The following is a 24,877-nucleotide window of genomic DNA, read 5'->3' as shown; positions in this document are numbered from 1 at the left end:
ATAACGTTTGTCTGAAATAGTTACAGTTGCTAGCGTGAGATAATGGGGCTGGATGGGAATGAATTTCGTGTGGAGGCCGGGTTTGATCCTGCAGGAGATCAGCCAAATGCCATAGAGAATGTTGTGAAGGGATTCCAAGAGGGAATGAAACGTCAAATATTGTTAGGAGTAACAGGTTCGGGTAAAACAAACACAGTTTCGTGGGCAATTGAAAAGTTAGGGATTCCAACGCTGGTTATTACCCACAATAAAACACTTGCTGCACAACTATACGAAGAATTTAGAACATTGTTTCCAGATAATGCAGTGGAATATTTTGTTTCGCATTATGATTACTATCAACCGGAAGCATACATAGAACAGACGGACACATATATCGGAAAAGATGCGTCAATAAATGAACAAATAGAGCGCCTCCGTCATTCTGCAACCCATTCTCTATTAACCAGGAAGGACGTTATCGTAGTGGCTTCTGTTTCTGCAATATACGGCTTGGGAGATCCTGCAGATTATGAGGACATGGCCATTAGATTATCAAAAGGGCAGAAGATTGATAGAGATGAAGTGGTTCGAGATCTAGTCAATCTAAACTATCGGCGAAATGATATTGATTTTTCTCATGGGAAATTTAGAGTCAGAGGAGATACGATTGAGATATATCCTATTTATGGGCAATACTCAATACGAATTGAGTTTTGGGGCGATCGAATTGAGAGAATAACTAGGTTTGATCCACTAGAGGGAAAGTTAAAAGGAGAAGATCCTGTGGTATTGATTCACCCTGCCGAGCACTATTCTATTCCGATGGAAAGATTGGACAATGCTATTTCAGAAATTGAATCTCTAATGGAAGAGCAGATAAAATATTTTGAACGGAGGGGGGATTTGGTTGCTGCTCAGAGGATAGAAGACAGGACTAGGTTCGATGTGGAAATGTTGAGGGAAATGGGTCATGTTCCGGGGATAGAAAACTACTCAGTACATCTTTCTAATCGGGTTTCGGGGGATTCTCCATATACTTTGATTGATTACTTCCCAGAAGAATTTTTGATTGTCGTAGACGAATCACATCAAATGTTGCCCCAAATTCGGGGACAATTTGCAGCGGATCGATCACGGAAAGAGGCACTAGTGGAAAATGGATTTCGATTGCCTACTGCTTATGATAATCGCCCGTTGACATTTGAAGAATTTGAAAGTATAGATACTCGAACTCTCTATTTGTCTGCCACTCCAGGAGATTACGAATTGGAAGTTTCAGATCAGATCGTAGAACAAATAGTCAGGCCGACGTATTTAGTTGATCCCGAAATAGTAGTTATGCCTGCTAAAAATCAAATAGATGATTTGATGGAGAGAATTCGTTTAAAAATTGAGGGTGGAGAAAGGGTTTTAGTGACGACATTGACGAAACGAATGGCCGAAGATCTAACAGAATATTTAGTGGGGGCCGGTTTTGATGCAGAATATATGCACAGTGAAACAAAAACATTGGAGAGATATGAATTAATTCGGGGTTTGCGGCTGGGGGAGTTTGATATATTAGTTGGAATTAATCTGTTAAGAGAAGGACTTGATCTTCCAGAAGTCTCGTTGGTGGCGGTATTGGATGCAGATCAAGAAGGGTTCCTACGTTCTACACGGGCACTAATTCAGATAATTGGGCGGGCGGCACGGAATATAAATGGAGAGGTTGTATTGTACGCAGATCGGATTACTCGGTCGATGGAAGCGGCCATGGTTGAGACCGAACGTAGGCGGGTGACACAAGAAGCTTTTAATAGAGAATATGGGCATGTTCCTAAATCGATTGAAAAGTCGGTTGGTGATTCGGGTTTACCGGGTATGCGAACGAATACAGGTGGCATTGGGAAGGCACAGCCAAAAGATTATGATGAGGCTTTAGAGGTATGTGAAGTTCTAGGTGAAAAGATGAGAGAGGCTGCAGAGAATCTTGAGTTTGAACTCGCAGCGGATATTAGGGATAGAATTAGAGAATTGCAGAAAAAATTTAAAAGTGAAGATAATTGGATACTTCCTGAAGAATAGAACGAATTAAAGTTGATTTTTAAGTTTCATTGCTGTTTGTTTTCCAATGCCTTGTATACCACAGAGTTCGACCACTGAAGCGCGGCGAATTCCATCTATAGATCCAAAATTTTGGAAAAGTCTTTTTCTAAGTTCAGGTCCTATTCCAGATATAGAATCCAGGGTTGTTGTGACGTCGTCGCGTAAGTGGCGGTGATAAGCGAGAGCAAATCTATGTGCTTCATCTCGGATGCGTTGGATCAGGTGTAAGTGGGAAGCATTTGATGGCCAAGTTTGATTTCCAGTTGGGGTTATGATAATATCATTTGGTTTTTTAAGTGCGATAACAGGTACATCCCATTTTAGATCAGAAAGGGCTTTTAAAGCTGCATTCAATTGACCTGAACCCCCATCGACTATGAGTAAATCAGGGACTGGACGTGAATCGGTTCCAGAGATGGAACGATCTGCCCTCCAAGCTAGAAGATCATACATGTTAGAGTAATCGTCGTTGGTTTCTTTGAGTTTCAGTCGTCTGTAAGAAGATTTTTCCGGATAACCATCTACGAAGACGACATTGCTTCCGACTACATCTTCTCCGGTAGAATGACTTATATCGAAAGCCTCTATTCGGGTTGCTTTTGAAATTGAAAGAGAATTTTGAAGTGCAAGAATGGCATCGGTAGGAACAAAATTTTGACGGGCGTTTTTGAGTGCCATTTCGACTAAAACGGCTTCTCTTCCTGTAGTTGGAGTGGATATTTCGACATGTTCTGAATCTAGCCAAGTATAAATTTCAGAGTCATGAGGTCGGTCGGATAGGACTAAATTGTTGGGTAGAATTCTATCTGCATAATATTGAGATATGAAAGCTGAGAGTACTGTTTCGGGGGTTGAGTGATCGGGGGTATCGAGTAAATGTTGTTCACGGTCGAGTAGCATTCCTTTTTCAATATGAAAACGAGAAACGATAGAATGGGTACCTTCTATAGAAACGGCGAGAACATCAGTTGTTTTTGATTCCCCATGTTTTTGAACAGCATCTCCGCCTCCATGGAGTCCTCGGACCGCATCTATTCGATCTCGAAGAGTGGCCGCTTGTTCGTATTGTTGGTTGGTTGCGGAGGAATCCATTTTTTTCAAGAGAGGTTCGAGTAAAGTTCCAGTTGCACCGTGAAAAAATGCTTCTGTGGAAGAAACATCCAATAGGTATTGATCTTGGGATATATAATCAACACAAGGGGCGGTGCACAAACCAAGGTCGTAATCCAGGCATGGGCGGGATCTACCTGAAAATTTGTGGTCAGAACACCCCCTGATTCCAAAAGTTTCTCGTATTGCTTTGACTGTTTCATCCACTTTTTTTCGGTCGGTGAAAGGTCCATATACTTTTGCTTTAGTATCAGGATCCCGGGTTACTTCTATACGGGGGAAAGCATGGTTAGAAATTTGGATGAGTGGATAAGATTTGTCGTCTCGTAAACGAACGTTGTATTTGGGCGCATGGCATTTGATTAGATTTGCTTCTAGCAGTAACGCCTGGGTTTCTGTGTTGGTTATAGAGATATCAATTCGATCTGCTTTCTGCACCATTTGTTGGATTCGGGGAGATATAGGATCGGTGTAGGATCGGATTCGTGATCGGAGATTGACTGCTTTTCCTATATAGATTGGAAAATCTTGGGAGTAAAATAAATATACACCCGGTTTTGCGGGGAAGTCGGATGTCCAAGAAAGGATATCATTTCTATCCATTGTGAGAGATATGCTTCCGAGGTTTTTGAAACTATCTTGATGAGGTCAGAAGGTTAGATTGTTAGATCGCATAGACCACTTCTTTTTTGACCACAGACACCATTTGAGAATTATTGATGGCAGACCTAACAATCGAAGGTATTGGACAAATTAAACCTAGTTCCATTAAAGGGGATGTCTGGTTAACTTGTATTGAATGTGGAAAAACATACCCCCCATTCGATTTTGTGATATATAGATGCCAAAAATGTGGAGGGTTATTGGAAGTAAGATATGAAAATCTCCCGACGTTTGAAGATTTTTCAGGGAGTGGTGTTTGGAGGTACAGGGCGTCATTACCATTTGAAATGGGAGTTAGCATAAAGGAGGGAAACACTCCGCTGTACACAGTACCTAGAATAGAATCCGACGTAGGAGTAGAGGCTTTAAGAATTAAACATGAGGGGATGAATCCAACAGGGAGCTTCAAAGATAGAGGAATGACGGTGGGCGTCCGTGTAGTCCAAGAATTAGGTGTAAAAAGATTAGCCTGTGCTTCGACCGGAAATACTAGCGCGTCTTTGGCAGCTTACGGATCGAGGGCTGGTTTGGAAGTAATCGTGTTGCTCCCCGCAGGGAAGGTCGCGATGGGGAAGGTTGCTCAAGCAAGTTTGCATGGTGCAAAAATATTACAATTGGACGGAAATTTTGATGAATGTCTTGATATTGTGACCAAGTTGGCAGATGAAGGTGAGGTTTATTTATTGAACTCTGTAAACCCATTTCGATTAGAAGGCCAGAAAACTATTGGATTTGAAATACTCGAGCAATCGCTGGAAGAAGTGGGCAGATATCCAGATAGAATTATATTACCAGTGGGTAATGCGGGGAATACGGCAGCATTGTACAAAGGTTTTAGAGAATTAGTGGCTAGTGGTGCTCTTAAAGTGGAAGATGTACCAAAAATCACAGCTATACAAGCAGAAGGTGCAGCGCCTATTGTTGAAGCAATAAAAAGTAGTGCTAATCATGTTCAAAGATGGCCAAGTGTGGAAACAAAGGCGACAGCGATTAGGATTGGAAATCCGGTAAACTCCCCGAAGGCCCTTCCGGCAATACGAGGGACAGGGGGGACTGCAATAACTGTTTCAGATGGGGAAATATTAGCAGCTCAATGTGAGTTGGCAGAGGAAGGAATTGGAGTGGAACCTGCTTCTGCTGCTTCGGTTGCGGGTTTAAGGAAACTACGTTCAGAGGGCGTAGTTGGAAAAGAAGAGTATGTTGTCTGTTTGGCCACAGGGATATTACTAAAAGATCCAGATGCAGCAAGTTTTGCTAGGGAGGCTCCAAAAGAAATTCCTGCAAGTGTGGAAGATGTTATGCAAGCTATTTTAAACTGAAAGTATTTTTCATCCGTTTAGAGAAATGCAATAGATATCAGTGATACGGTCATCAGATATCAATTGGTTTCGGAGGTCATCAGAGATTGGGTCGTCGATGTTATACACAGTGAGTGCTCCGCCACCGATATTTTCTCTAGAATTAAACATCGCCCCAATATTTATTGTATGTTCACCCAAGATCGTGCCTATGAATCCGATAACTCCGGGTCGATCTAGATTTCGGGAAATAAGCATATGACCAGAGGGAATTGCGTCGACTCGGAAACCATCTATGCTGACAATTCGAGGGTCGTTATTGGCAAAGACTGTGCCTTCTATGCATATAGATTTAGTTTCGCTTCGGAGAGTGACAGAGATTAAACTTTGAAAACCATCTATAAGAGGGTGTTTGTTCTCTTGAATATTGACCCCACGTTCTTGGGCCACTCGGAGAGCATTTACAGAGTTAATTCTCCACTCAAGTGAGGTAAAAACACCTTTGAGTGCACTTGCAGTGATAAGACTGACATCCAAAGATGCAATCTCCCCAGAATAGGTTAATTCAATGGAATTGACGGGATTTTCGAGTAATTGAACAGCGAGGTTTCCTGCAGTTTCCATGAGACCTATATAGGGAGATATTTTTGAGAAGGTTGCCTCGTCGATGGAGGGAGAGTTAAGAGAATTTTCAACGGGGTTTCCAGCCAATGCTGCGATTATCTGTTTGGCTATATCGAGAGAAACATTTTCTTGTGCAGCTTCTGTGCTCGCTCCAAGATGGGGGGTGACAATAACATTTTGTAAGCCAAGAAGGGGATTGTCAGGAGAGACAGGTTCTTCAGAAAAAACGTCTATAGCAGCTCCTGCGAGGACACCATCTGATATCGCTTCTGCTAATGCAGACTCATTTACTATACCACCTCGTGCGCAATTGATCAGATAACCACCTTTTAATTTTGTGAGTTGTTCCTTTCCGATGAGATTTTTTGTTTCGGGGGTGAGTGGGGTGTGAATTGTAAGGACGTCTGCGTTGTCCATGCAAGTGGGAAGATCCATTAGGGTGATACCAAGTTGGTCTGCTCGATCTTGAGAAATATAAGGATCGAATGCCACAATATTCATTCCAAGTGAAAGAAATCTCTTGGCTACTTCTTGACCCACTCGCCCTAGTCCTACTATTCCTGCAGTTTTTCCATCAAGTTCTAACCCAATGAAATTTTTCTTCTCCCATTTTCCATCGTTAAGGGAGATATGAGCTTGGGGGATTTTTCTCGCTATTGCAAATGTCATTGCAATGGTGTGCTCAGCTGCTGCACGTATGTTCCCTTCGGGTGCATTCACAACAATAACACCATTATCAGAAGCAGCGTCCAGGTCGATGTTATCTATTCCCACGCCAGCGCGCCCAATGATGATAAGATTCGGTGCAGCTTCGATTAAGGTTCTATTAACAGAAGTACCAGATCTAACTACGAGGCCACTGGCGTTTTTAACCAAATCTAAAAGTTCTGTTTCAGTGGAATCGTATGCCAATTCCACTTCGTGTCCAGCTTCTTTGAGAGTATCCAAGCCAGAGTTGTCGATAGGTTCTGCTACTATGACCTTCATGACTTGGGAAGACTAGTCGACGATTATTAACACTTTCTTATGGAAGCAGGGGGGAGTTTTAAGAAAATATATATATGAAGAGCCCTGGAAAGTGTTGTGCAGCTTATTGCATTTGACTTCGATGGGACATTATCAGAGGGGGAAATGATAGTTGAATTGGCTACGGAAGTGGGCCACAGATCCCAGATAAGTGAAATTACACAAAAGGGGATGCGGGGTGAGATAAGTTTTGGGGAGAGTCTCAATTTACGGACAGGTTTGTTAAAAGGACTCTCGGAGGAAAATGCAGGTAGGGTTTATCAAAATACGTTTTTGCGCCCAGGTATGGGGGAATTATTAGAAAATTTAAAAGAAAAAAATATAAAAATTGCAATCATAACGGGAGGATTTTTAGAGGGGGTAGAAAGGGCACTAGAAAATTCAGATACAAGTGTAGATTGGATTGTTGCTAATGATCTCATGGTAGAGAAAGGACATCTTACAGGTGAAGTACGTGGGGAATTGATCCATAAATCAAAAAGAGAGGCCCTAGATAAAATTTGTACAATGGCAAAGATACCAATAGAACAGGTGGTCGCTATTGGAGATGGGGCTAATGACATCCCCATGTTAGAAAGGGCTGGTTTTTCTATAGGATTCAGACCAAAAATGATTGTGAAGGAGTATTGTGATGTTGTTGTGGATACAGTGGGAGAATTGCGAGATCTACTAGCAGAAAAAAATATTTTGTGAGAGATCCGGCTTAATTGGAGAAGAGGCTATTATGGACAGGGGCGAATTTGCTTTTTGGTTCAGATAGTGTATCCGTAATTGAACTTGAATTTATTCCATCCGAGAGGAACCCGGAGATGGGAGGACCAACGTTGTTTGGTTCTACGAGAAATGCATCGTGCCCATATGGTGAATCGATGACATGATGGATTGTGTTGATATTTGCCTCTCTAAAAGAATGTGCTAGTTCTTCGGAGGTAGAACTAGGGAAGTGCCAATCTCCGGTAAAGGATATCAAGAGAACTTCTCCGGTAAATGCAGAAATTGCATCGGAATCGGACTCATATCCAGAAGATAAATCATAATTATCCATTGCTCGGAGTAAGTAGAGGTAACTATTAGGATCGAATCTAGTTGTGAACTTTTCAGAATTATAATCTAAATAAGATTCGACTTCGGTGTAGGGAAAGAATGCTGCTGCTGGATCCGATGGTGAAAAATCATAGAGTGAATCCCTCCCAGCAGATCTCCTACCAAATTTAGCTAGCATTGATTCTTTTGAAAGGTACATTACATGGCCAATTTTTCTTGCTTGTGCTAATCCATGGTATGGGGGAGTAGAACCGTAGTAATTACCTCCATTCCAGTTTGGATCTCCAGTAATAGATCTACTTGCGATGGAATCCAGTGCGATGCATTGGGAATCTAATCTTGCTGCTGTTGCAATTGGTATGAGTCGGTTTATATCATCGGGGTAAACTTTAGCCCACTCCAACGCGTTCATTCCCCCTACAGAACCCCCAATAACAGCGTGTAAACGACCGACTCCTAGGTGATCTAGAAGCATTCTTTGTGAATGTGTCCAGTCAGTGACAGTTACGGGAGGGAATGTAGTGGCGTAGGGAGACCCAGTCTCCGGAGAAATTGAAGAGGGGCCAGAGGAACCATAACAAGATCCAACTAAATTGACACAGACAATATAATAATCAATAGTATCGATTGCTTTTCCAGGACCAACCATGGTGTCCCACCATGCACGTGCTTGGCCGGTGGTATCGGTTCTGTGATGGCCGGCCATATGCGTGCTTCCAGTTAGTGCGTGGCAGACTAAGATGGCATTATCGCCGGTGAATTCACCATAAGTTTCGTATGCCAGCGTTAGATTTGGGATGGATTCACCGCAAGCGAATGTGAATTCGCCGAAATCCACTGTGTCTCGTGTGGTATTCATGATATTTTCCTCTTTGTAGACCAAAGTTTTGTATTATGTATATTTATGGGGGGTAATATAACTGTTACGTATAATTGTTTGAATAAATATAACTAATAATTGAGAATATTTACTGGAAATATTGGACATAGATTATAGTATTTTTTCCGCGATATCAAGAGCAGAATCGGTATCTACGTTGATTCCACAATCGCATAGGGCTTCTCCGACTGTTTGAATTCCTCGAAGTACTTGTGCAGTTGAAAGATCCCCCATATTTGACATGCGCAAGATTTGATTTTTGAGGTGTGCATGCCCCCCACTAGCAGAAACATTTCTTTGTTTCATCGCTTTGAAAAAGTCCGAAGAATTACCAGAAATGGGATCGGGTAGATTGACAACAGTCACGGTATTTGAATAGTCGCTATGATCATATAAATTTGGAAACATTGGAAGGCCCATATCCATAAACGATGTACGATTTGCTAGGGCTTGTGTTCTGTGGCGGGAAATTCTATTTTGAATTCCTTCTTCTTTGATGTTCTCTAGTGCGACTACGAACGCCCGTACTAGAGTTACAGCACTAGTGAATGGTGTTTTGTTTTGTTTTGTCGTTTTGACGTAAGCAGGGAGGTCTTGGTAATATCCAGCGTGGGTGTTATCGAAGGATTCGAGTGCGTGTTCGGTGGCAAAAATTGCACTAATTCCAGGAGGAGAAGCTAACGCTTTTTGTGCATCTGCGACAACTACGTCTACACCCCATTCGTCGATTTTGAATTCATCGCCTCCAATACTAGAGACCCCATCTACTACGAAAAAGGCCCCATTTTCTTTCGCTATTTCCCCGACTTCTTTGATGGGATTCATGATTCCTGTAGAGGTATCTTGGTGGACCATTGCGACTAGATGAGTATTGGAGGTAATTGTTTCTTTGATAGATTCCATGTCAAAAGAATCGCCCCAATTCGCTCGAATGGGTTTAACTAGGCAATTTCGATCTGCAATATCCACAAAGCGTTCTCCAAATTTTCCATTATCTAATGCCACTACTTCGTCTTTTGGGCCAGCTAGGTTGATGATTGCTGATTCCATCCCCATGGTTGCAGTTCCCATAAGTGGTATGCTCATTCCGTTATCAGTACTAGATCTTCCATCGATCGTGGAGTGTCGAAACACATAGTCTAGACCATCTCGGAATTGTTGATATGTTTCTGCGAATTCAGGAGACCTATGAGAAACTAACGTGCGGGCCATTTCTTCTCTTACATTTTTTGAGAGAGGTACAGGACCGGGGTTTAGCATCAAAAAATCTTCGGCCATATTCGGAGTACTTTTGAGTTGCAATTAAACTCATCGAGTTAGGTTTTATTAGCTATGTAGGATATTGTAAGAAATTTAAGTCCAAATACCCACATTTCATGGGTTGCTATTATAGTTTCGGGGGGGAGATTTGAAGAGGGAAAAGAAGTAGAGGGTAAAACTTGGAATCTTTGGGATAGGGGGAGAGAAATGGGCCCTATAGGAGTAACGAGATAGATGCCCCCATCACTAGTAGATGGAAGAGTGTTTAGCTCAAGTCCAGATTCAAAGTTTTTGATATTTAAAACAGTACTAAGATTGGAGAAAGGTAAGGGGGCTGCGATATTAACGTAGGTTGTAGATTCTCTCTTATGAGTAGCATAGAATGCGACGAAGATGGTTTCATTGGAAGGATTGGTTCGGATCCAGGCCCGGGTTCCATTGCGGGGATCAAGTGAAGGGGGAATAGTGACAAATTCACTTTTCATTTCGTGGAGTTCACCGTTTTTTCCAGGGAGGTTTAATTGTTCGATGTAGGAGGTCAAGTAGCTAGCCACAAATGCTCCAGTTCTAAATGGAAAATGCCAAAATACGCGAAAATTGAGTGAATAAGAAGAAGTTTGTTCATAAAAATGTTTGACGGAGGGTGAAAGAATAGTTGGATCAAAATTGGGTCCAGAAAAATGGTTTATATCATCGACCTCTCCGTTAGGAGGGGGCAAATGGGGAAGGTCGTAGTTGGACAAATAGTTGCTTCCTATTTTGAGGTTTCCGAAAAGTGGGCTAAAGGGTATTTCTGTTGTGATAGTGTGGTGTCTATGAAGAAAATAACCTAAAAAAAATAGGGCAATTATCGCGAAATACCAAAGACCAAAAATTTCCATGGGTTAATGAATTTGAGAAGAGGTATTCGGTTTTATTTTGGGGTGCCGTGGGTAGGGTTGAGGATGTGAACTAACAATCCATTTTGTGCGTGGAGTCTATTTTCTGCTTGGGTCCAAACCAAAGATCTATTCCCATCAAGTATGTCTGTAGAAATTTCTTCGTCCCTGTGTGCAGGTAAACAATGCATAACCAAAGCTTCGGTTTTGTCTAATAATTTAGAATTTATTTGGAAACCATCGAAGTCGGATAAACGTTTGTCTCTTGTAGATTCATCACCCATACTAACCCATGTGTCGGTGTACACCACATCGGCTTCAGAAACCGCCTTTGAGGGATCGTTTGTTGCAGAAAAAGAAATTCCGGAAGATTCTATTTTCGATAAAGTTTCGGGTGAAAGTTCATATCCTTTAGGAGTAGCCATGACTAGATCTATCCCCATAATGGAACATGCTCTGGCGAAAGAATTTGCGACATTATTACCGTCTCCAACCCACGCTGCTTGGACATCAAAATTTCCAAAATTTTCATGAATGGTTAATAAGTCTGCTAGGGCTTGGCAAGGATGAGATTTATCTGATAAACCATTAATAATGGGAATTGTAGATGCTAAAGATAATTGTTCTAAAAGAGAATGATCAGTAACTCTTGCCAGGATTGCATCTACATAAAGTGAAAGAGATTTTGTAGTATCAGAAAGTGTTTCCCCTCTGCTTAATTGCAATTGGGATAAATCGAATGTTATTGCGTCCCCCCCAAGCATGTTCATCCCAACTTCAAATGAAACACGTGTGCGAGTGCTAGGTTTTTCGAATAGCATAGATAGTGTTTTCCCATGGAGTAAAGATGGAACGTTTCCATCAATATGGGACTGTTTTAGTTTTGTTGCGAGTTTTAAAATAGAATCAATATCTGTTTTGGTTAAATCGTCTATATCTAGTAAGTGGGTCATAATTTTGATAGTCTTTTGCAAACGTTGTTGAGAACATCTATACTGAGATAGAATTCTGATATCGAAATTCGTTCGTCGGGGGCATGATCAAGTGAAGAATCACCAGGTCCATATGTAACCATAGGGACATCCCACGATTCGGAGTAAATGTTCATATCACTAGTTCCGGTTTTTCGTAGTTGTCTAGGAACTCCTCCAAAAGTTCGTATTGCCGCGCGGAATGCTCTTGCAGGAGGGGTCCTAGCACTAATCATAACTGGATTGACCATATCTTTCCATCGGACGGTTCCGGTGGTCAATTCGCTATCGGCTATTTCACGGACCTCATCTACGGATAAATTTGGTGGGACGCGAAATTGAACGTCGAAAGTGACTTCTACAGAAAGTCCGTCTTCGCTAATACCACCAGTTATTGTAATGGGTTTGGGAGTAACTTGTTCGAAAATAGAATTTTCAAGATGTGTTTGTGAAATTTCGGATGGCCAATCATCTGCTTTGAAACGTGCTTCAACAGTGGACCACCAATCTATTGCATCTTGAAGAGCATTTTTTTCAGGACGAGAGGTGTGGCCAGATCTGCTTGTTGCTACGTATGTTCCGTTGAGCAGACCTCTATAACCAAGAGCGATGCCATCCCATCCACTAGGCTCTCCATTGATCACATTGTCAGGGATGGATTCTCTGGTTTTGACTAAATGTCTTGCCCCGTATGAATTGTGTTCTTCACTTACAACTCCCACAAAACTTACTCCAGTAGAAATTGCAGAAATGGCCATAGCAGTGAGAGGTCCCTTTGCATCCACAGAACCCCGGCCCCAAAGCACATCTCCATCTAGTTTGACGGGAATGTCCCCAGGTACAGTGTCCATGTGGGAAGTTAGAAGGACTGCATCGTTTGATGGGGAGTGTACATTTCCAGCTTCGTCTATCCATGCCTCCCGTTGGTGAGTTTGGAAAAAATTCATTAGTACTTCTGCGCATTGTGCTTCTTTTCCCGAATAAGAGGGTGTAGATACCAAATCGAAGAGTAAAGATTTTGCTTCTTTTTTGCTCCATTTGGAACTCATAGAATATCCTCCGGGAGACTATCCATTGCCGATATGAAATCATCTGCATGGGAACGATCGAGGGTCAAAGGTGGCAAAATACGAACGACTGTTTTTCCTGCAGGTAATGCCAAAATTCCATGATCTCTCGCAAGGTTTCCGAGTATAGAACCAGATCCACGTTTTACTTCAATTCCGATTAACAGGCCAGAACCACGTATATCGCGTGTTCTTGTTCCTATAGTTTCTTTTAATTCTTTGAGTAGATAGGAACCAATTTTAGACGCGTTTTCAGGTAAATTTTCATTCAAAATGACATCGATGGTGGCATTTCCTGCGGCGCAAACTACAGGTCCTCCACTAAAAGTGCTTCCATGATTCCCAGGATTCTCTGCAATCCAATCTTTACATAAGGTTACTCCAATGGGCAGTCCGTTTGCTAGTCCTTTTGCAGAAGTGAGTATATCAGGGACTACATTGGTATGATTACAATTCCAAAATGAACCAGTCCTTCCAAGACCGGTTTGGATTTCATCGAGTATCATGGCTGCACCAACTTCTTCAGTGATTTTCCTAACTTCTTGCAAGTAGTTAGGAGGAGGAAGATTGACTCCACCTTCCCCTTGTATGGGTTCAACAATAACAGCAGCTGTGTTTTCAGATATACTGTCTGTCAAAGATTCGACATCCCCAAACGTAACGAAATCGACTTCGGGGATGAGTGGTTCAAATCCTTTCTTATAAGTTGGTTTCCAAGTGGCAGAAAGAGAACCCATAGTTCTACCATGAAAAGCTTGCTTGGTTGATATAATTTGAGACCTCTGAGTTGCATGGCGGGCGAATTTTATGGCTGCCTCATTGGCTTCGGTTCCGGAATTGGAGAGCCAAATATTTTGTACGTCCCCAGGAGAGATTTCAACTAATTTATTATAGAAATCATCACGTATGGAAATTGGATATGACCCTTGTATGTAGGTTATTTTTTCTAGTTGGTTTTGTATTTCGGAGAGTACATGTGGATGGTTATGTCCTGCAGGAACGCATGCATAACTAGCTCCTAAATCTAAATATTCGGTGCCATCAGTGTCATAGAGGTGAACCCCATTTCCATGAGTTATTTGGATATTTTTCCTAGAAAAAATAAAATTATTCACAGTATCGCCTCGGGGTAGATATGGGTGCCGCCGCCATCGAGTGCGGAAAGGAGGGGCTGTTCTTCATTTGCACTGGCTATTATGGCTTTTTCTGCTCCTTGTTGGAGTGCATCTGTAGCAGCCATTAACTTGCGTGTCATAAAACCTTCTGCCGCGTTTTGAAGAAGGGAATATTGTTCTGGTGTTTTTGCAGAGGATATGAGAGTAGTAGGATCAGATATATCGCGGTAGATACCTGAAACGTCGGTTAGGGAAACTAAAGTTGCAGATAGAGATCCTGCAAGCGATGATGAAACCCTATCAGCATCTGTATTGACTGCGATACCATCATCGGACAACATAGGAGGGGAGATCACAGGGACATATCCATTGTCAAGTAAAAGTTGTATTAGGTCTGTGTTTACAGAAGTGATCTTACCAGAATGATCGCCCCTTAGGATTTTTTTCTTTCCATTTTTAATGGTACGGATAGAATCTTTTCTAGGCCCATGTAGTAAACGCCCATCGACGCCAGAAAGGCCCACAGCATTGATATTTAAATTTTGTAATTTTACTACGAGATTCGTATTGAGTAACCCTGCCATGGTCATGGTGAATACCTTCATTGTGGCTTCGTCGGTGAAACGCCCTACAACACCTGAGGGTGTTTCTACATAATTTGGAGATAGTCCCATTCGCTCTAAATTTTCATCTATTGCGGTTGACCCTCCATGGACTATGATGAGTGAATTTCCCTGAGAAGATAAATGGACAATATCATCTAGAGCCCCCGCTGGGTCAACTGCTTTCGCCCCTCCAATTTTCAATACAATAGTCATAATTAAGTTATAATGCTGTTAAATTAAGGCGACCCAGTGGGGTGTAAACTTCTATATGAGAGCCCCAAGGTTTCGTCGAGACCAAGTGCTATATTGGTAGCGTGAATAGCTTGTCCTGCAGATCCTTTCATCATATTATCAATCACAGAGAAGACTACAAGTCGGTTGTTCCTTTCATCGATTTCAAATGCTATTTCCACATTGTTGGTTCCAGCAACTACCTTTGGTTCGGGGTAGCGATAGTTGCCCCCAGCGCCACTTAATAAATTGACAAACGGTTCATTTTGGTAAGAATTCCGATATGCCTGCCAAATCATTGGTTTGTCTAAGTTCTGTTTTGTTGGGAAAATGTGGCATGTTGCAGATGCCCCCCTAATCATGTCTACTGCATGAACGGTGAAGGCTACGTTTGCTCCGAGTTCTTGTTCTATTTCTGCTTCGTGTCTATGACCAGTTGGAGCGTAAGGACGAACGATACCAGATCGGATTGCATGGTGAGAGGAGGTACTCCCACTAGCCCCCCCTTCGGAGGAACCAACTTTTATATCTGCTACGATAGTGTCTTTTGGAGTTATTATTCCTGTTTTGAACAAAGGATATAGGCCAAGAAGGGTGACTGTAGAGTTGCACCCACCACAGGCAATTAGTTTTGCGGATCGCAAATGCTCTCGGTGGATCTCGGGGAGTCCATAGACAGCTTTTTCAAGTAGTTCTGGGCAAGAATGGCCATCATAATATTGATCATATTTCTGAGGATCTTTGAGTCTAAAATCTGCACTCAGATCCACTACAATATCAGAAGCTTCAGAAAAATCATCGATCCTACTCATAGAAACCCCATGGGGAGTTGCTGCAAAGAGTACGTCGACAGATTCTAGTTCCTCAGGGGAAGAATATTTTAATTTCAAGTCTCGAAGATTTGGATGTGTGTATCCTATAGAACGACCAGAATATTTACGACTGGTAGCTTGTTTTATCTCGAATTGGGGATGGTCGGTTAGTAGCCTTAGTAACTCTCCCCCGGTGAAACCACTTGCCCCAATTACGGAGGCTGAAAATGTCATCGCGTTTCACCTTTTTTGTTAGCAACTGATTCTATCCAATTAATTATATGAGAAGGGACATTTACATCCACACATTCATTGAGTGCTTTGAATTCAGTTCCAGGGTTAATTTCGTGCACAGTAAATCCTCCATCGTCGAGCTCCATAAGATCAACCCCAAGTAAGCCTCCTCCGACGACTTTCGAGGCTTGTTCGACGAGTGACGCTACTTCATTGGGCATATCATATGCATCGACTGTGGCTCCTTTTGCAGCATTTGTTAGCCAATGTGTTGAGGTTCTAGTCATTGCGGCGATGGCATTCCCATCGACTGCAACTACACGGATATCCCGGTTGGGTTTATTGATAAATTTCTGTATATAGAAAATTTTGTGTTCATAGTGTCCAAGTGTTGCTTTGTGTTCTATAATTGCCTCTGCAGCAGCTCTGGTGTCTATTTTTGCCATTAGGCGCCCCCAAGACCCCACAATTGGTTTTATTACACATGGATATCCCATGGTTTCGATTGTTTCGAGAGCACTTTCCGGGGAAAATGCTATCGTTGTTTCGGGAGTGGGTATTCCTGCATTTGCTAGTAAAAGGCTAGTTTTAACTTTATCAGAACACCGTTCGACAACGATAGGATCGTTGATGATAGGGATGCCATAGGAAGCAAAAAAGAGAGAAGCAAATTTGCTTTGGCTTTGTGCTATGCATCTATCGATTACAATATCTAAATCTTTGAATTCAGAGGAGGGACCTTGTATAGAAAATTGATGTTTTCGGACATCTATTTTGAGTATGTCGTGGCCTCTAGACCTCAATTCGGTTAGAAGTAACTTCTCGTCCGCCCTAATTTGGGAATATAAAAACCCGACATTCATGAGAGGATCACTTAGGATTACTCGATTAATAAGTGTTCCTATGTACCTGAAACTGTTATTCTCCCCAATCTTCTTCCAGCTCGGGTGCTTTGGAGAGTTCCACAGGGTCCACACCAATTACCTCTAGTTCGGTTCCACAAGTATCACAATCCAAAATTTCTCCAGATTCTACGTCGTCTGATATTGCGAGTTCTGAGCCACATTCCACACAAGTTGTGCTTGTCATAGTAGGAGAATAAACAAGACTTCGGTTTAAAATTTCCTAATTGGATTATTGGGTACTGTGAGAAGTTATTTCAAGTAACCCATGGCTTCTTGAATCAATTTTTCCTTTGATTGGTCTATTTTTTCTTTATGAGTGGTGTAGAGAGAAAAATCTGATTTTAGGTTGTTTTTAGCATTGGAAATTGAATTTAAAACAGTGGTGGGTGAGGGTCCCCCTAATGAATCCCTCATATCAACGTTTTTGAGGGGATCTAAAGCAGATTCTATTGAATCCGAAGTACAAAATTCGCTGAGTGGAGATCCCATTATTTCGTTGAAATTTGAAGAAATATCTTTATAGTTACTTTCTGATTTTGCTATGATTTGGTGCGCTTTTCGGAAGGGTATTCCGGCCATAGCTAGGGTATCGGCAACGCCGGTTGCGGTGGAAAATCCCGCTCCTGCAGAACTAGAAAGAAGTTCGACATTCCAAGTTGAAGTTTCTATTATTTTAGAGAGGATATCTGCGGAATCGATCATTTTTTCGATGGAATTCCAAATATAAGGGGTCGCGGATTGGAGGTCTCTATTGTAAGCACGGGGGAGACCTTTTAAAGTTGTAAAAGTACCGGAAAAGGTAGCAAGAGTCGTTGCTGCAGCCGCTCGTATTAATTCTAGCGTGTCTGGATTTTTCTTTTGAGGCATGATAGAAGAAGTAGACGCGTAATCGTCGTCTATCTCAACAAAGCTCTTATTTGAGTAAAAAATTAAATCTTCGGACATATTTGAGAATGTAATAGAAAGAGAGCACAGAGCTGCCGCAGATTCTAGTAAAAAATCTCTAGAAGAAACGGCGTCCATTGTGTTTTCTATTATACCTTCAAATCCAAGGAGGGTTGCAGTTCGTTCACGGTTGATGGGGAAAGGAGTTCCTGCAAAGGCTGCAGATCCGAGAGGGGATAAATTGATGCGACTATAAGCATCAAATAATCGGTTAGTGTCCCGTTCGAGAGATCCATAGTAGGATACAAGCCAATGGGAAAGGGTCGATGGTTGTGCACTTTGTAGGTGAGTGAACCCAGGGATTAGAGTAGAGGTGTGGTTCTTGGCGATGGAAAGGATGGTTTCTCGCAAACCTAAAACTGAATTTAGTAGAGACAAAATGTCACTTCGCAATTGATAACGAATGCATGTTGAAACTTCGTCGTTCCTACTCCTAGCAGTGTGCATTCTCCCACCAGAATCTCCAACTTTAGCTACTACCGCTGTTTCAATTGCTGCGTGGACATCCTCAGCAGGGGGTAAGCTTTCAAATCCCATTTCGTGAATGGAAAAAAGAGCTTCTAGTATGTCTTTGGCGTTGTCTTTGGAGATTATATTTTCTTCTTCCAACATTACTACGTGTGCCAAATCTACTGCAATATCTGCATCGAAGATTTGGTGATCTACATCCATTGAAGAGAGGAAGTTTCTAGCAGGTCCCCCACTGAAACGGGTTCCACGTATTATATCAGGAGATTCATTTGTCATTTTTTGTTTTGTGTGTAGGAAATTCAATTTTTCTCGTTCGTGCTTTTGAAAATCTGAGTTTGCCACGTTCATATTGAATCGTTGAAATGTCTCCCAGCTGCTCCAGCCCAGCCATTCCATTATAACGGTCGGGTCGATATTAGATTCAAGTAGGATCGAGGCGTAGGATCGACGTAAATCATGTGGTGAGAGTTCGGGGCATCCCAAGTTTTTCCCTGCTTTCTTTACCCATGCTAAAGCGGTATTGGTTGAAATGGGCCTGTGGATTCCGTTGTATTTACGTGTGATTGGTAGGTCAGCCGTTTTCAAGGTGGCCGGAATAGGAGCTTCCCTGTATTGGGAATTTTTGCCCCAAATTTTTATCATTAGACCTCGATCGTCTTCAAAAATATCTTCTGAGGAAGCGTTACAGGCTTCGTGAACTCTCAAACCAGAGGCTAAAAGAGTGAGAATTATTTCTTCGTCTCTCGATTCTGTACATTGTTCAATGAGGTGTTTTACTTCCTCACGGTTTAGCCAGCAGGCAAATTTGCCTTTTTTCTTTGGGAACTCAACTTTCCTAACCATTGTAAAAATTATGTTTTACAAACTATAAAGCTCTTTTTAGATGGGAAATTGGGAAAAATGTCCTCAAATGGTCCCTCCATAGTTTGTAAAATGCCCTCCATAGTTTGTAAAATAATAGATTCTCTCGACTTATACGACTTTTTCATATAACGTCCCGGTGTGGGCCGGGGTCATTTGTCATTTTTTGTTTTGTGTGTAGGAAATTTAGGGTCGAAGAGTGCTGAAGACATTCTTTCTTGCAGGCCGTGATATTTTGCGACCCCTATGGCATCTGATTGTGTTATATCATCTATGACTCCAGAGGTATTGAAAGAAGCTGCTGATGCAGAATGAACTGCGTAGGGACTTTCTCGAGAAACGGCTCTTGCGTGGCCGCCTTGAAGGTCTAACGTCACAGATCCTGTTACTCGTTTTTGGGTGGTGGAAATGAAGCCGTTCAATGCTTCCATAAAAGGTGAATAAATCAGTCCTAAGTATGCTTGTTCTGCCCATGCGTCGTCGACTGAGATTTTGAACTTCCGCTCTTCCTTGGTAAGTACTAGATCTTCCAATGCAGAATGTGCGTTGAGAAGGGCAGTTGCAGCAGGATGTTCGTAATTTTCTCGAACTTTGAGTCCCAGTATCCTATCTTCCATTACATCAGTCCTTCCGACTCCGTAAGGGCCACATATTTTGTTTAGATGGTTGATTAAGTCTACGGGAGAATAGTTAGTTCCATCCACTGCGACAGGATATCCTTCAACAAATTCTATGGTTACTAATTTAGATTCAGAAGAAGGAGATTGGGTCCACTCATAAATAGAACTTGGAGGGATAGTACTAGGATCTTCAAGTTCACCTCCTTCAATTGATCTAGACCAAAGATTTGTATCGATGCTCCAAACCCCATCATTTCCGGATTTGATAGGTAAATTATTTTCTTTTGCATATTGTATTTCCCAAGTTCTGGTTAGCCCAAGATCGCGTATAGGGGCTGCTATTTCAAGGCCGGATCCACGCCAAATAGCTTCGAATCGTAATTGATCGTTTCCTTTGCCAGTGCATCCATGTGCGAGTGCAGTGCATTTGGTATTTTTCGCCTCTTCTAGGATGGCTTTTGCTATGATAGGCCGGGCGAGTGCAGTTCCCAGGGGGTATCCTTGATAGCTTGCATTCGCCCTAACAGAATCGAGGCATAAATTAGCAAAATCATTTCTAGCATCGAGTATCGTTAAATCTAGAGAGATTTCTTTTGCCGTTTCTTTTGCTTGTTCGAATTCGTTTTGAGGTTGACCTACATTGACTGAAACTCCAATAACATCTTCATATCCATATTCTTCTTTAAGAATTGAAACACAAACGGTTGTATCGAGACCGCCAGAGAATGCAAGTGCCACACGGTTCATGATCAGTATATTGGAGTGACGGCTTATAATATATGATGTTTGGAACGGGCAGACATGGGTTTGGATAAAGAGAGTAACGAGTATGGAAAGATTAATAAAAACTTAGAAAAGGGTGGAGAAAAAAGGATCAGTTATATGTCGACATTTGTAGGAGGAATGATAGCGGGGATCGTAGGTGCGAGTTTGATTACATTGTTAATAGTTTCTGTGATGGATAAAAGAGTAGGAAATAAAAGTATCCTACCTGCGTCGGTGTTCGTATCTAAATACATAGGCTCGGGTGAGGCAGATGGATATCTGAATCAAGGAATATTACTAAGTATAATTTATGGATCTTTAATAGGGGGAATTGTGGCGATAATGCTCCCAATAGTCTCGATGACTATTGTGAATGTCCTCGTGTGGGGAGTTTTAGTTGGGTTGATAGTGGGGATAATAGGTGATAAATTTGGAATGGAGATTGTGTTGGGAATGAAAATGGATTGGGTATGGGAGGGGAAACCGGTCATTCAATCTCGTATTAAATTTATGGTGGTGAACATCATATATGGGATAATTGTCACAGGAATTCTCATATATGAAATTGTATGAATAGGAGAAGATAGTTGTGTGGAGTTTAAATGTCTCAATTCCGCAGGGCATAGTTAGGGCGATTGGAGAAATAACGCCGGTATTGGGAAGGGGGGAAGGGATTGTTGAAGAGCCGACTCTAGTTATCAAACGTTTTGAAAAGGAAGATTTGGATGGACATATAGAATCAGAAATAAAATTTTTATTGGAAAATGTAGAGCCATTTATTGTTGAAATTGGAAATTTGGAAATGTTTGAGGTGGCAGATAGAGGGACTTCACCGGTGCGATATATAGAAGTAAAAAGCATAGGCATAAAAGTACTTCATGAAACTCTAGTTAGTGTTTTTGGTTGTGTTAAAGGGGTAGAAGGGGAAAATTATATTCCACATATAACTATAGCTAGAGGGAGTGGTGCAAAAAATCTTGATTTTAGTGATTTTTCAGGTCCAATACAGTGGACTGCTAATACACTAGAATTTTGGGATAGAGATAAAAGAAAGAGAAAAAATAAAGTTATACTTGATAAGAATAAGTGAAACTAAAATCAAATGAATTTTATTCCGGTTTTTTGTACAGATGTTTTGCTATGTGGCCAAATCCCAATAAGCCAATAGTGAGTAGTTTTGTCATGAAAGAGGAGTAGCAACCATACACAAGTAAATGTGACGCAGATCTCGTGGGTTTTGGGTGGAGGGACAAAAATTTTGACATCGCAAAAGACAAGAGTGAAAACTGCCCCTAAGAGTGCATGAGAGCGATTGAATGGAAGAATATCTACCGTTTATCGCATCCCAAACAAATGGGACTTATTGCTATTGCGCACGCATTACACGAATTCTATTGTGTTGCATTGCCACCTATCATACCCCTTATTGTCATTGATTTTGATATTTCATATGCCCAGGCGGGTTGGTTGGTGACTGTGTTTTATGTGGTGTATGCCGTATTTCAATTGCCAGCAGGAATTATAGCGGATAAAATTGGAAAAAGATACGTGCTTGGGTTTGGGTTGGTTCTACTGGCAGTTGGAGTATTTCTTGCAAGTAGAGCAGATACATATCAGGCGTTATTGTTATCACAAGTTGTAGCGGGGGTAGGGGGGAGTACCTATCATCCCGCGGGTTTGTCTGCAGTTTCAGATTTGGAAGCAGATGATACAGCAGGAAAAGCCATGGGATTTCATGGGTTGGGTGGGGCCATCGGGACCGCATTGGCTCCAGCAGTGATTGGTGGAATTATTCTAATAACTGATTCTTGGCGTTTTTCCCTGTCCCTGATCGCAGTTGTTGGGGTGGTATACGCTGTGGTTTTCCATAGCAAATTTGCTGAACCGGATAATGTTATAGATAATGTAGAGAAAAAAATTGTAACAAAGGGGGAAAACATAAGGAATCAGCTAAAGAATTTTCCATGGGATCCATGGGTAGTTGGTTTGGTGACGGTTAATTTTTTATTGGGAGTAGAAATCGGTGCTGCGAGAACGTTTACGACATCTTATGTGTTTTTGAGGAGTTCAGAAGTGGTGAGTTTTGCAAATACTGTGTTTTTTGTTATGCTTGTTGGAGCGGGTGTTTCTACGATTGTAATAGGTCCTTTGGCAGATATGTTTGATAAAAGAAATCTTGGTGCATTGACGTTTATAGTAACAGGATTTTTACTTTTGTTGACAGGGATAATTCCTCCCAACAGGATACTTCTATTGGGATTATTTTTCCTAATAGGTGCCATGATGTGGACCACAGTTCCGGTGATGAATGCACTGACGTCAGTGTATGCAAAAAGAGATTTCTCAGGTATGTTATTTGCTTTAACTTTGACAGGATCCGCGCTAGGAAATTCTGTCGGACCATTTGTGTTTGGTTTGATATTGGAACGTACAGATATTGCAATAGCATATCCGGCCATGGCCATATTCAGTGTGGCCGGTGCCATTGCATTCCTTGCTATGAAACGGTTTTGATGGAGATGAAATTTGTATAATATGGAAGTGATTGTTTTTTTCGTAATAGGGGGATTTGTGTTGGTCCTTTTTATATTTTATTTGATTATTAGAAAGGCGGTGGTAGGATTCAAAGATGGATTTGAATCTAGTCGGGGGAAATAACACAAATCACATCGAAATCCGTATGCTATGGCCTGTAAAAGAAGGGGCATGGATCAGCGAATTAGGGAACATGCAAAAATTATTTCGATGCATTCGACTTCCATAGAAAAAGGGGACAATGTTGTTATCGATGCGAACCCCATCGCAGATGATTTGGTAACTGCGTTATGTGAAATTTGTGCAGAAAGGGGTGCAAATCCGTTGGTGATCAGAGGGAGAACAGGGACCCGATTTTTGAGGGCTTATTTGAATAACTCAAAAGGGGAATTTCAAATACCAACTCATGAACTAGCTTTGTTTGAGAAGATGGATGTGTACATCGTGATCAGAGGTGGTGGAAATATCTCAGAGATGTCAGATGTAGATCAAAAGATAATGAACGAGCATAGTCTTGTGAGGAAACCAATAAGAGATGAAAGATTATCAAAACGGTGGTGTTTGACTCAATTTCCTGCTCCTGAAAATGCCCAAAAGGCAAACATGAGTACGGAAGAATATGAAAATTTTGTGTGGGATGCGATAATAAGGGATTGGGATGTCCAGAAAAATCACCAAGAAAGGCTTTTGAAATTGCTTGAAAAGGGGGACGAGATCCGCATTGTAAGCGGGAGTGGAACGGATATTAAAATGAATATTGGAGGAATGATTCCTATTAATGATTATGGAAATCATAATTTGCCAGGAGGAGAAGTTTTTACAGCCCCAGTAATAGATTCAGTGGATGGGGAAGTTACGTTCGACATTCCATTGACTTATAAAGGACAGGAGATTGAGGAGGCCTATCTCAAATTTGAAGATGGTATTGTGACAGATTACAGTGCTGTGAAAAACGGAGGAGTGTTGGGGGAGATTCTATCTGCAGATCGAGGGGCAAAGTCAGTTGGGGAATTGGGAATAGGAATGAATCGGGGGATCAGTCAGTTTACAAATAACATACTATTTGATGAGAAAATGGGCGACACGATTCATATTGCCGTGGGGATGGCTTATGCAGATACCGTAGGAGAAGGGAAAAGGAAAAATGAAAGTTCAGTTCATGTTGATATGATTACAGATATGTCAAAGGATTCGTATATAGAGCTTGATGGGGAATTGATACAAGTAGATGGTTGTTTTGTTTTCGAAGAAGGATTTCGACTGAAATAGAATTGGGAGAAATTAATCAGATTTTTCTTTGATTTCGATTATATAACCAAAAGGATCTTGTAAATAAATTGCCGGTGCCCGTCCTCGTGCCCCAAGGGGGTTTCCTTCCCTCATGATAGACATGTTGGCGTCAGAAAGTTTTGACTTAACTTCTGATATAGGCATATCTACTATGAGCGCGAAATGGTCATAATTACTTTTATCAGGAGGGGAAAAATCGTCGATTGGACGGATGTGTAATACAGCATTTTCTCCAAGTCGGAAGGTAAAAAGTGTGCGCACGCCTTTTTTGTACTCATCTATTTGTTCTGCTTTAAATCCCAATATATTTGAATAAAATTCTAGTGCATCTTCCACACCGGATTTTGGGATTTGAATATTGACATGATCGATTGCGATAATGTTCATGTACTACATAAACTCAGTTTCAAGATAAACTAGGACATATAACCGATTGAAATAAATGGGGTTTGAAATATATTTTATAAAAAATGAGGTATGTTAACGTGTTAAATGGGGTATGTTAACGTATGTTATGATTTTAGGAACCTTTATTAGTTAAGTGGCCTACTTGGTAGACGTATGTCATCAGGTGACAACATTACAAAGAGAGGGAGC

General features: G+C 41.5%; 23 protein-coding genes. 8 read left to right on the top strand and 15 right to left on the bottom strand.

Features of this window, described 5'->3' with window-relative positions; all coding sequences use genetic code 11:
* Positions 1-42: 42 nt before the first annotated feature.
* A complete protein-coding gene (uvrB, locus tag ACM9H2_RS03275) occupies positions 43-2,049 on the top strand; it encodes an excinuclease ABC subunit UvrB (RefSeq protein ID WP_415488159.1) in 2,007 nt (668 codons plus the stop codon).
* A gap of 6 nt (positions 2,050-2,055) precedes the next feature.
* On the opposite strand, the gene ACM9H2_RS03270 is transcribed toward uvrB, so the two are convergent.
* Entirely contained in the window at positions 2,056-3,783 is a 1,728-nt protein-coding gene (locus ACM9H2_RS03270) for an excinuclease ABC subunit C (protein WP_415488157.1), read from the bottom strand.
* Positions 3,784-3,899: 116 nt separating this feature from the next.
* On the opposite strand from ACM9H2_RS03270, the gene thrC reads away from it, so the two are divergent.
* Positions 3,900-5,162 (top strand): threonine synthase, encoded by a 1,263-nt coding sequence (thrC, locus tag ACM9H2_RS03265; protein ID WP_415488155.1) that lies wholly within the window; start codon positions 3,900-3,902, stop codon positions 5,160-5,162.
* A 9-nt stretch (positions 5,163-5,171) separates the two neighbouring features.
* On the opposite strand, the gene serA is transcribed toward thrC, so the two are convergent.
* On the bottom strand, positions 5,172-6,752 hold the full coding sequence (serA, locus tag ACM9H2_RS03260) for a phosphoglycerate dehydrogenase (protein WP_415488153.1): 1,581 nt from the start codon (positions 6,750-6,752) through the stop codon (positions 5,172-5,174).
* Between the two features lie 96 nt (positions 6,753-6,848).
* Between serA and serB the strand changes: the two genes are divergently transcribed.
* Complete coding sequence (gene serB, locus ACM9H2_RS03255; RefSeq protein WP_415488151.1) at positions 6,849-7,484, top strand: phosphoserine phosphatase SerB; 636 nt, start codon at positions 6,849-6,851, stop codon at positions 7,482-7,484.
* Positions 7,485-7,494: 10 nt separating this feature from the next.
* Here serB and metX read toward each other — a convergent pair whose 3' ends face one another.
* The 12 genes from metX to ACM9H2_RS03195 form a co-directional block, all read right to left on the bottom strand.
* A complete protein-coding gene (metX, locus tag ACM9H2_RS03250) occupies positions 7,495-8,694 on the bottom strand; it encodes a homoserine O-acetyltransferase MetX (protein ID WP_415488149.1) in 1,200 nt (399 codons plus the stop codon).
* A 132-nt stretch (positions 8,695-8,826) separates the two neighbouring features.
* Positions 8,827-9,993 (bottom strand): pyridoxal-phosphate-dependent aminotransferase family protein, encoded by a 1,167-nt coding sequence (locus ACM9H2_RS03245; protein ID WP_415488147.1) that lies wholly within the window; start codon positions 9,991-9,993, stop codon positions 8,827-8,829.
* Positions 9,994-10,031: 38 nt separating this feature from the next.
* Positions 10,032-10,718, bottom strand: coding sequence for a hypothetical protein (locus ACM9H2_RS03240; RefSeq protein WP_415488145.1), 687 nt, complete (start codon positions 10,716-10,718; stop codon positions 10,032-10,034).
* Positions 10,719-10,888: 170 nt separating this feature from the next.
* Complete coding sequence (gene argF / locus ACM9H2_RS03235) at positions 10,889-11,806, bottom strand: ornithine carbamoyltransferase (protein WP_415488143.1); 918 nt, start codon at positions 11,804-11,806, stop codon at positions 10,889-10,891.
* Complete coding sequence (locus ACM9H2_RS03230) at positions 11,803-12,873, bottom strand: [LysW]-lysine hydrolase (protein WP_415488141.1); 1,071 nt, start codon at positions 12,871-12,873, stop codon at positions 11,803-11,805. The genes argF and ACM9H2_RS03230 overlap by 4 nt, the downstream gene beginning before the upstream one ends.
* Complete coding sequence (locus tag ACM9H2_RS03225; RefSeq protein ID WP_415488139.1) at positions 12,870-14,006, bottom strand: aspartate aminotransferase family protein; 1,137 nt, start codon at positions 14,004-14,006, stop codon at positions 12,870-12,872. Before ACM9H2_RS03225 ends, ACM9H2_RS03230 begins: the two co-directional genes overlap by 4 nt.
* Positions 14,003-14,824: an acetylglutamate/acetylaminoadipate kinase gene (locus ACM9H2_RS03220; RefSeq protein WP_415488137.1), complete on the bottom strand. Its 822-nt coding sequence runs from the start codon at positions 14,822-14,824 to the stop codon at positions 14,003-14,005. The genes ACM9H2_RS03225 and ACM9H2_RS03220 overlap by 4 nt, the downstream gene beginning before the upstream one ends.
* A 23-nt stretch (positions 14,825-14,847) precedes the next feature.
* Positions 14,848-15,888 carry an N-acetyl-gamma-glutamyl-phosphate reductase gene (gene argC, locus ACM9H2_RS03215; RefSeq protein ID WP_415488135.1) on the bottom strand — a complete coding sequence of 347 codons (1,041 nt, stop codon included), beginning with the start codon at positions 15,886-15,888 and terminating at the stop codon, positions 14,848-14,850.
* Complete coding sequence (lysX, locus tag ACM9H2_RS03210; protein WP_415488133.1) at positions 15,885-16,751, bottom strand: lysine biosynthesis protein LysX; 867 nt, start codon at positions 16,749-16,751, stop codon at positions 15,885-15,887. The genes argC and lysX overlap by 4 nt, the downstream gene beginning before the upstream one ends.
* A 55-nt stretch (positions 16,752-16,806) precedes the next feature.
* Complete coding sequence (gene lysW, locus ACM9H2_RS03205; protein ID WP_415488131.1) at positions 16,807-16,977, bottom strand: lysine biosynthesis protein LysW; 171 nt, start codon at positions 16,975-16,977, stop codon at positions 16,807-16,809.
* A gap of 65 nt (positions 16,978-17,042) precedes the next feature.
* A complete protein-coding gene (argH, locus tag ACM9H2_RS03200) occupies positions 17,043-19,052 on the bottom strand; it encodes an argininosuccinate lyase (RefSeq protein ID WP_415488129.1) in 2,010 nt (669 codons plus the stop codon).
* Between the two features lie 170 nt (positions 19,053-19,222).
* Positions 19,223-20,437 carry an argininosuccinate synthase gene (locus ACM9H2_RS03195; protein WP_415488127.1) on the bottom strand — a complete coding sequence of 405 codons (1,215 nt, stop codon included), beginning with the start codon at positions 20,435-20,437 and terminating at the stop codon, positions 19,223-19,225.
* A gap of 135 nt (positions 20,438-20,572) precedes the next feature.
* Between ACM9H2_RS03195 and ACM9H2_RS03190 the strand changes: the two genes are divergently transcribed.
* The 5 genes from ACM9H2_RS03190 to ACM9H2_RS03170 all read left to right on the top strand — a co-directional run bounded on the left by ACM9H2_RS03190 (position 20,573) and on the right by ACM9H2_RS03170 (position 24,259).
* Positions 20,573-21,028, top strand: coding sequence for a hypothetical protein (locus tag ACM9H2_RS03190; RefSeq protein WP_415488125.1), 456 nt, complete (start codon positions 20,573-20,575; stop codon positions 21,026-21,028).
* 16 nt (positions 21,029-21,044) lie between these two features.
* Positions 21,045-21,545, top strand: coding sequence for a 2'-5' RNA ligase family protein (locus ACM9H2_RS03185; RefSeq protein WP_415488123.1), 501 nt, complete (start codon positions 21,045-21,047; stop codon positions 21,543-21,545).
* A gap of 212 nt (positions 21,546-21,757) precedes the next feature.
* Positions 21,758-22,969, top strand: coding sequence for an MFS transporter (locus ACM9H2_RS03180; protein WP_415488121.1), 1,212 nt, complete (start codon positions 21,758-21,760; stop codon positions 22,967-22,969).
* Between the two features lie 21 nt (positions 22,970-22,990).
* A complete protein-coding gene (locus ACM9H2_RS03175; RefSeq protein ID WP_415488119.1) occupies positions 22,991-23,113 on the top strand; it encodes a hypothetical protein in 123 nt (40 codons plus the stop codon).
* Positions 23,114-23,161: 48 nt separating this feature from the next.
* Positions 23,162-24,259: an aminopeptidase gene (locus tag ACM9H2_RS03170; RefSeq protein WP_415488117.1), complete on the top strand. Its 1,098-nt coding sequence runs from the start codon at positions 23,162-23,164 to the stop codon at positions 24,257-24,259.
* A gap of 12 nt (positions 24,260-24,271) precedes the next feature.
* Here the strand turns inward: ACM9H2_RS03170 and ACM9H2_RS03165 are convergent, their stop codons facing one another.
* A complete protein-coding gene (locus tag ACM9H2_RS03165) occupies positions 24,272-24,667 on the bottom strand; it encodes a VOC family protein (RefSeq protein WP_415488115.1) in 396 nt (131 codons plus the stop codon).
* Positions 24,668-24,877 lie beyond the last annotated feature (210 nt).

Origin of the sequence: Candidatus Hikarchaeum yamanae, assembly GCF_009889665.1 — an archaeon.
GTDB classification, from domain to species: Archaea; Halobacteriota; Halobacteria; order Halobacteriales; family Hikarchaeaceae; genus Hikarchaeum; species Hikarchaeum yamanae.
Note: the sequence above shows the minus strand (reverse complement) of the source record. Positions and strands in the feature narration are given on the sequence as shown.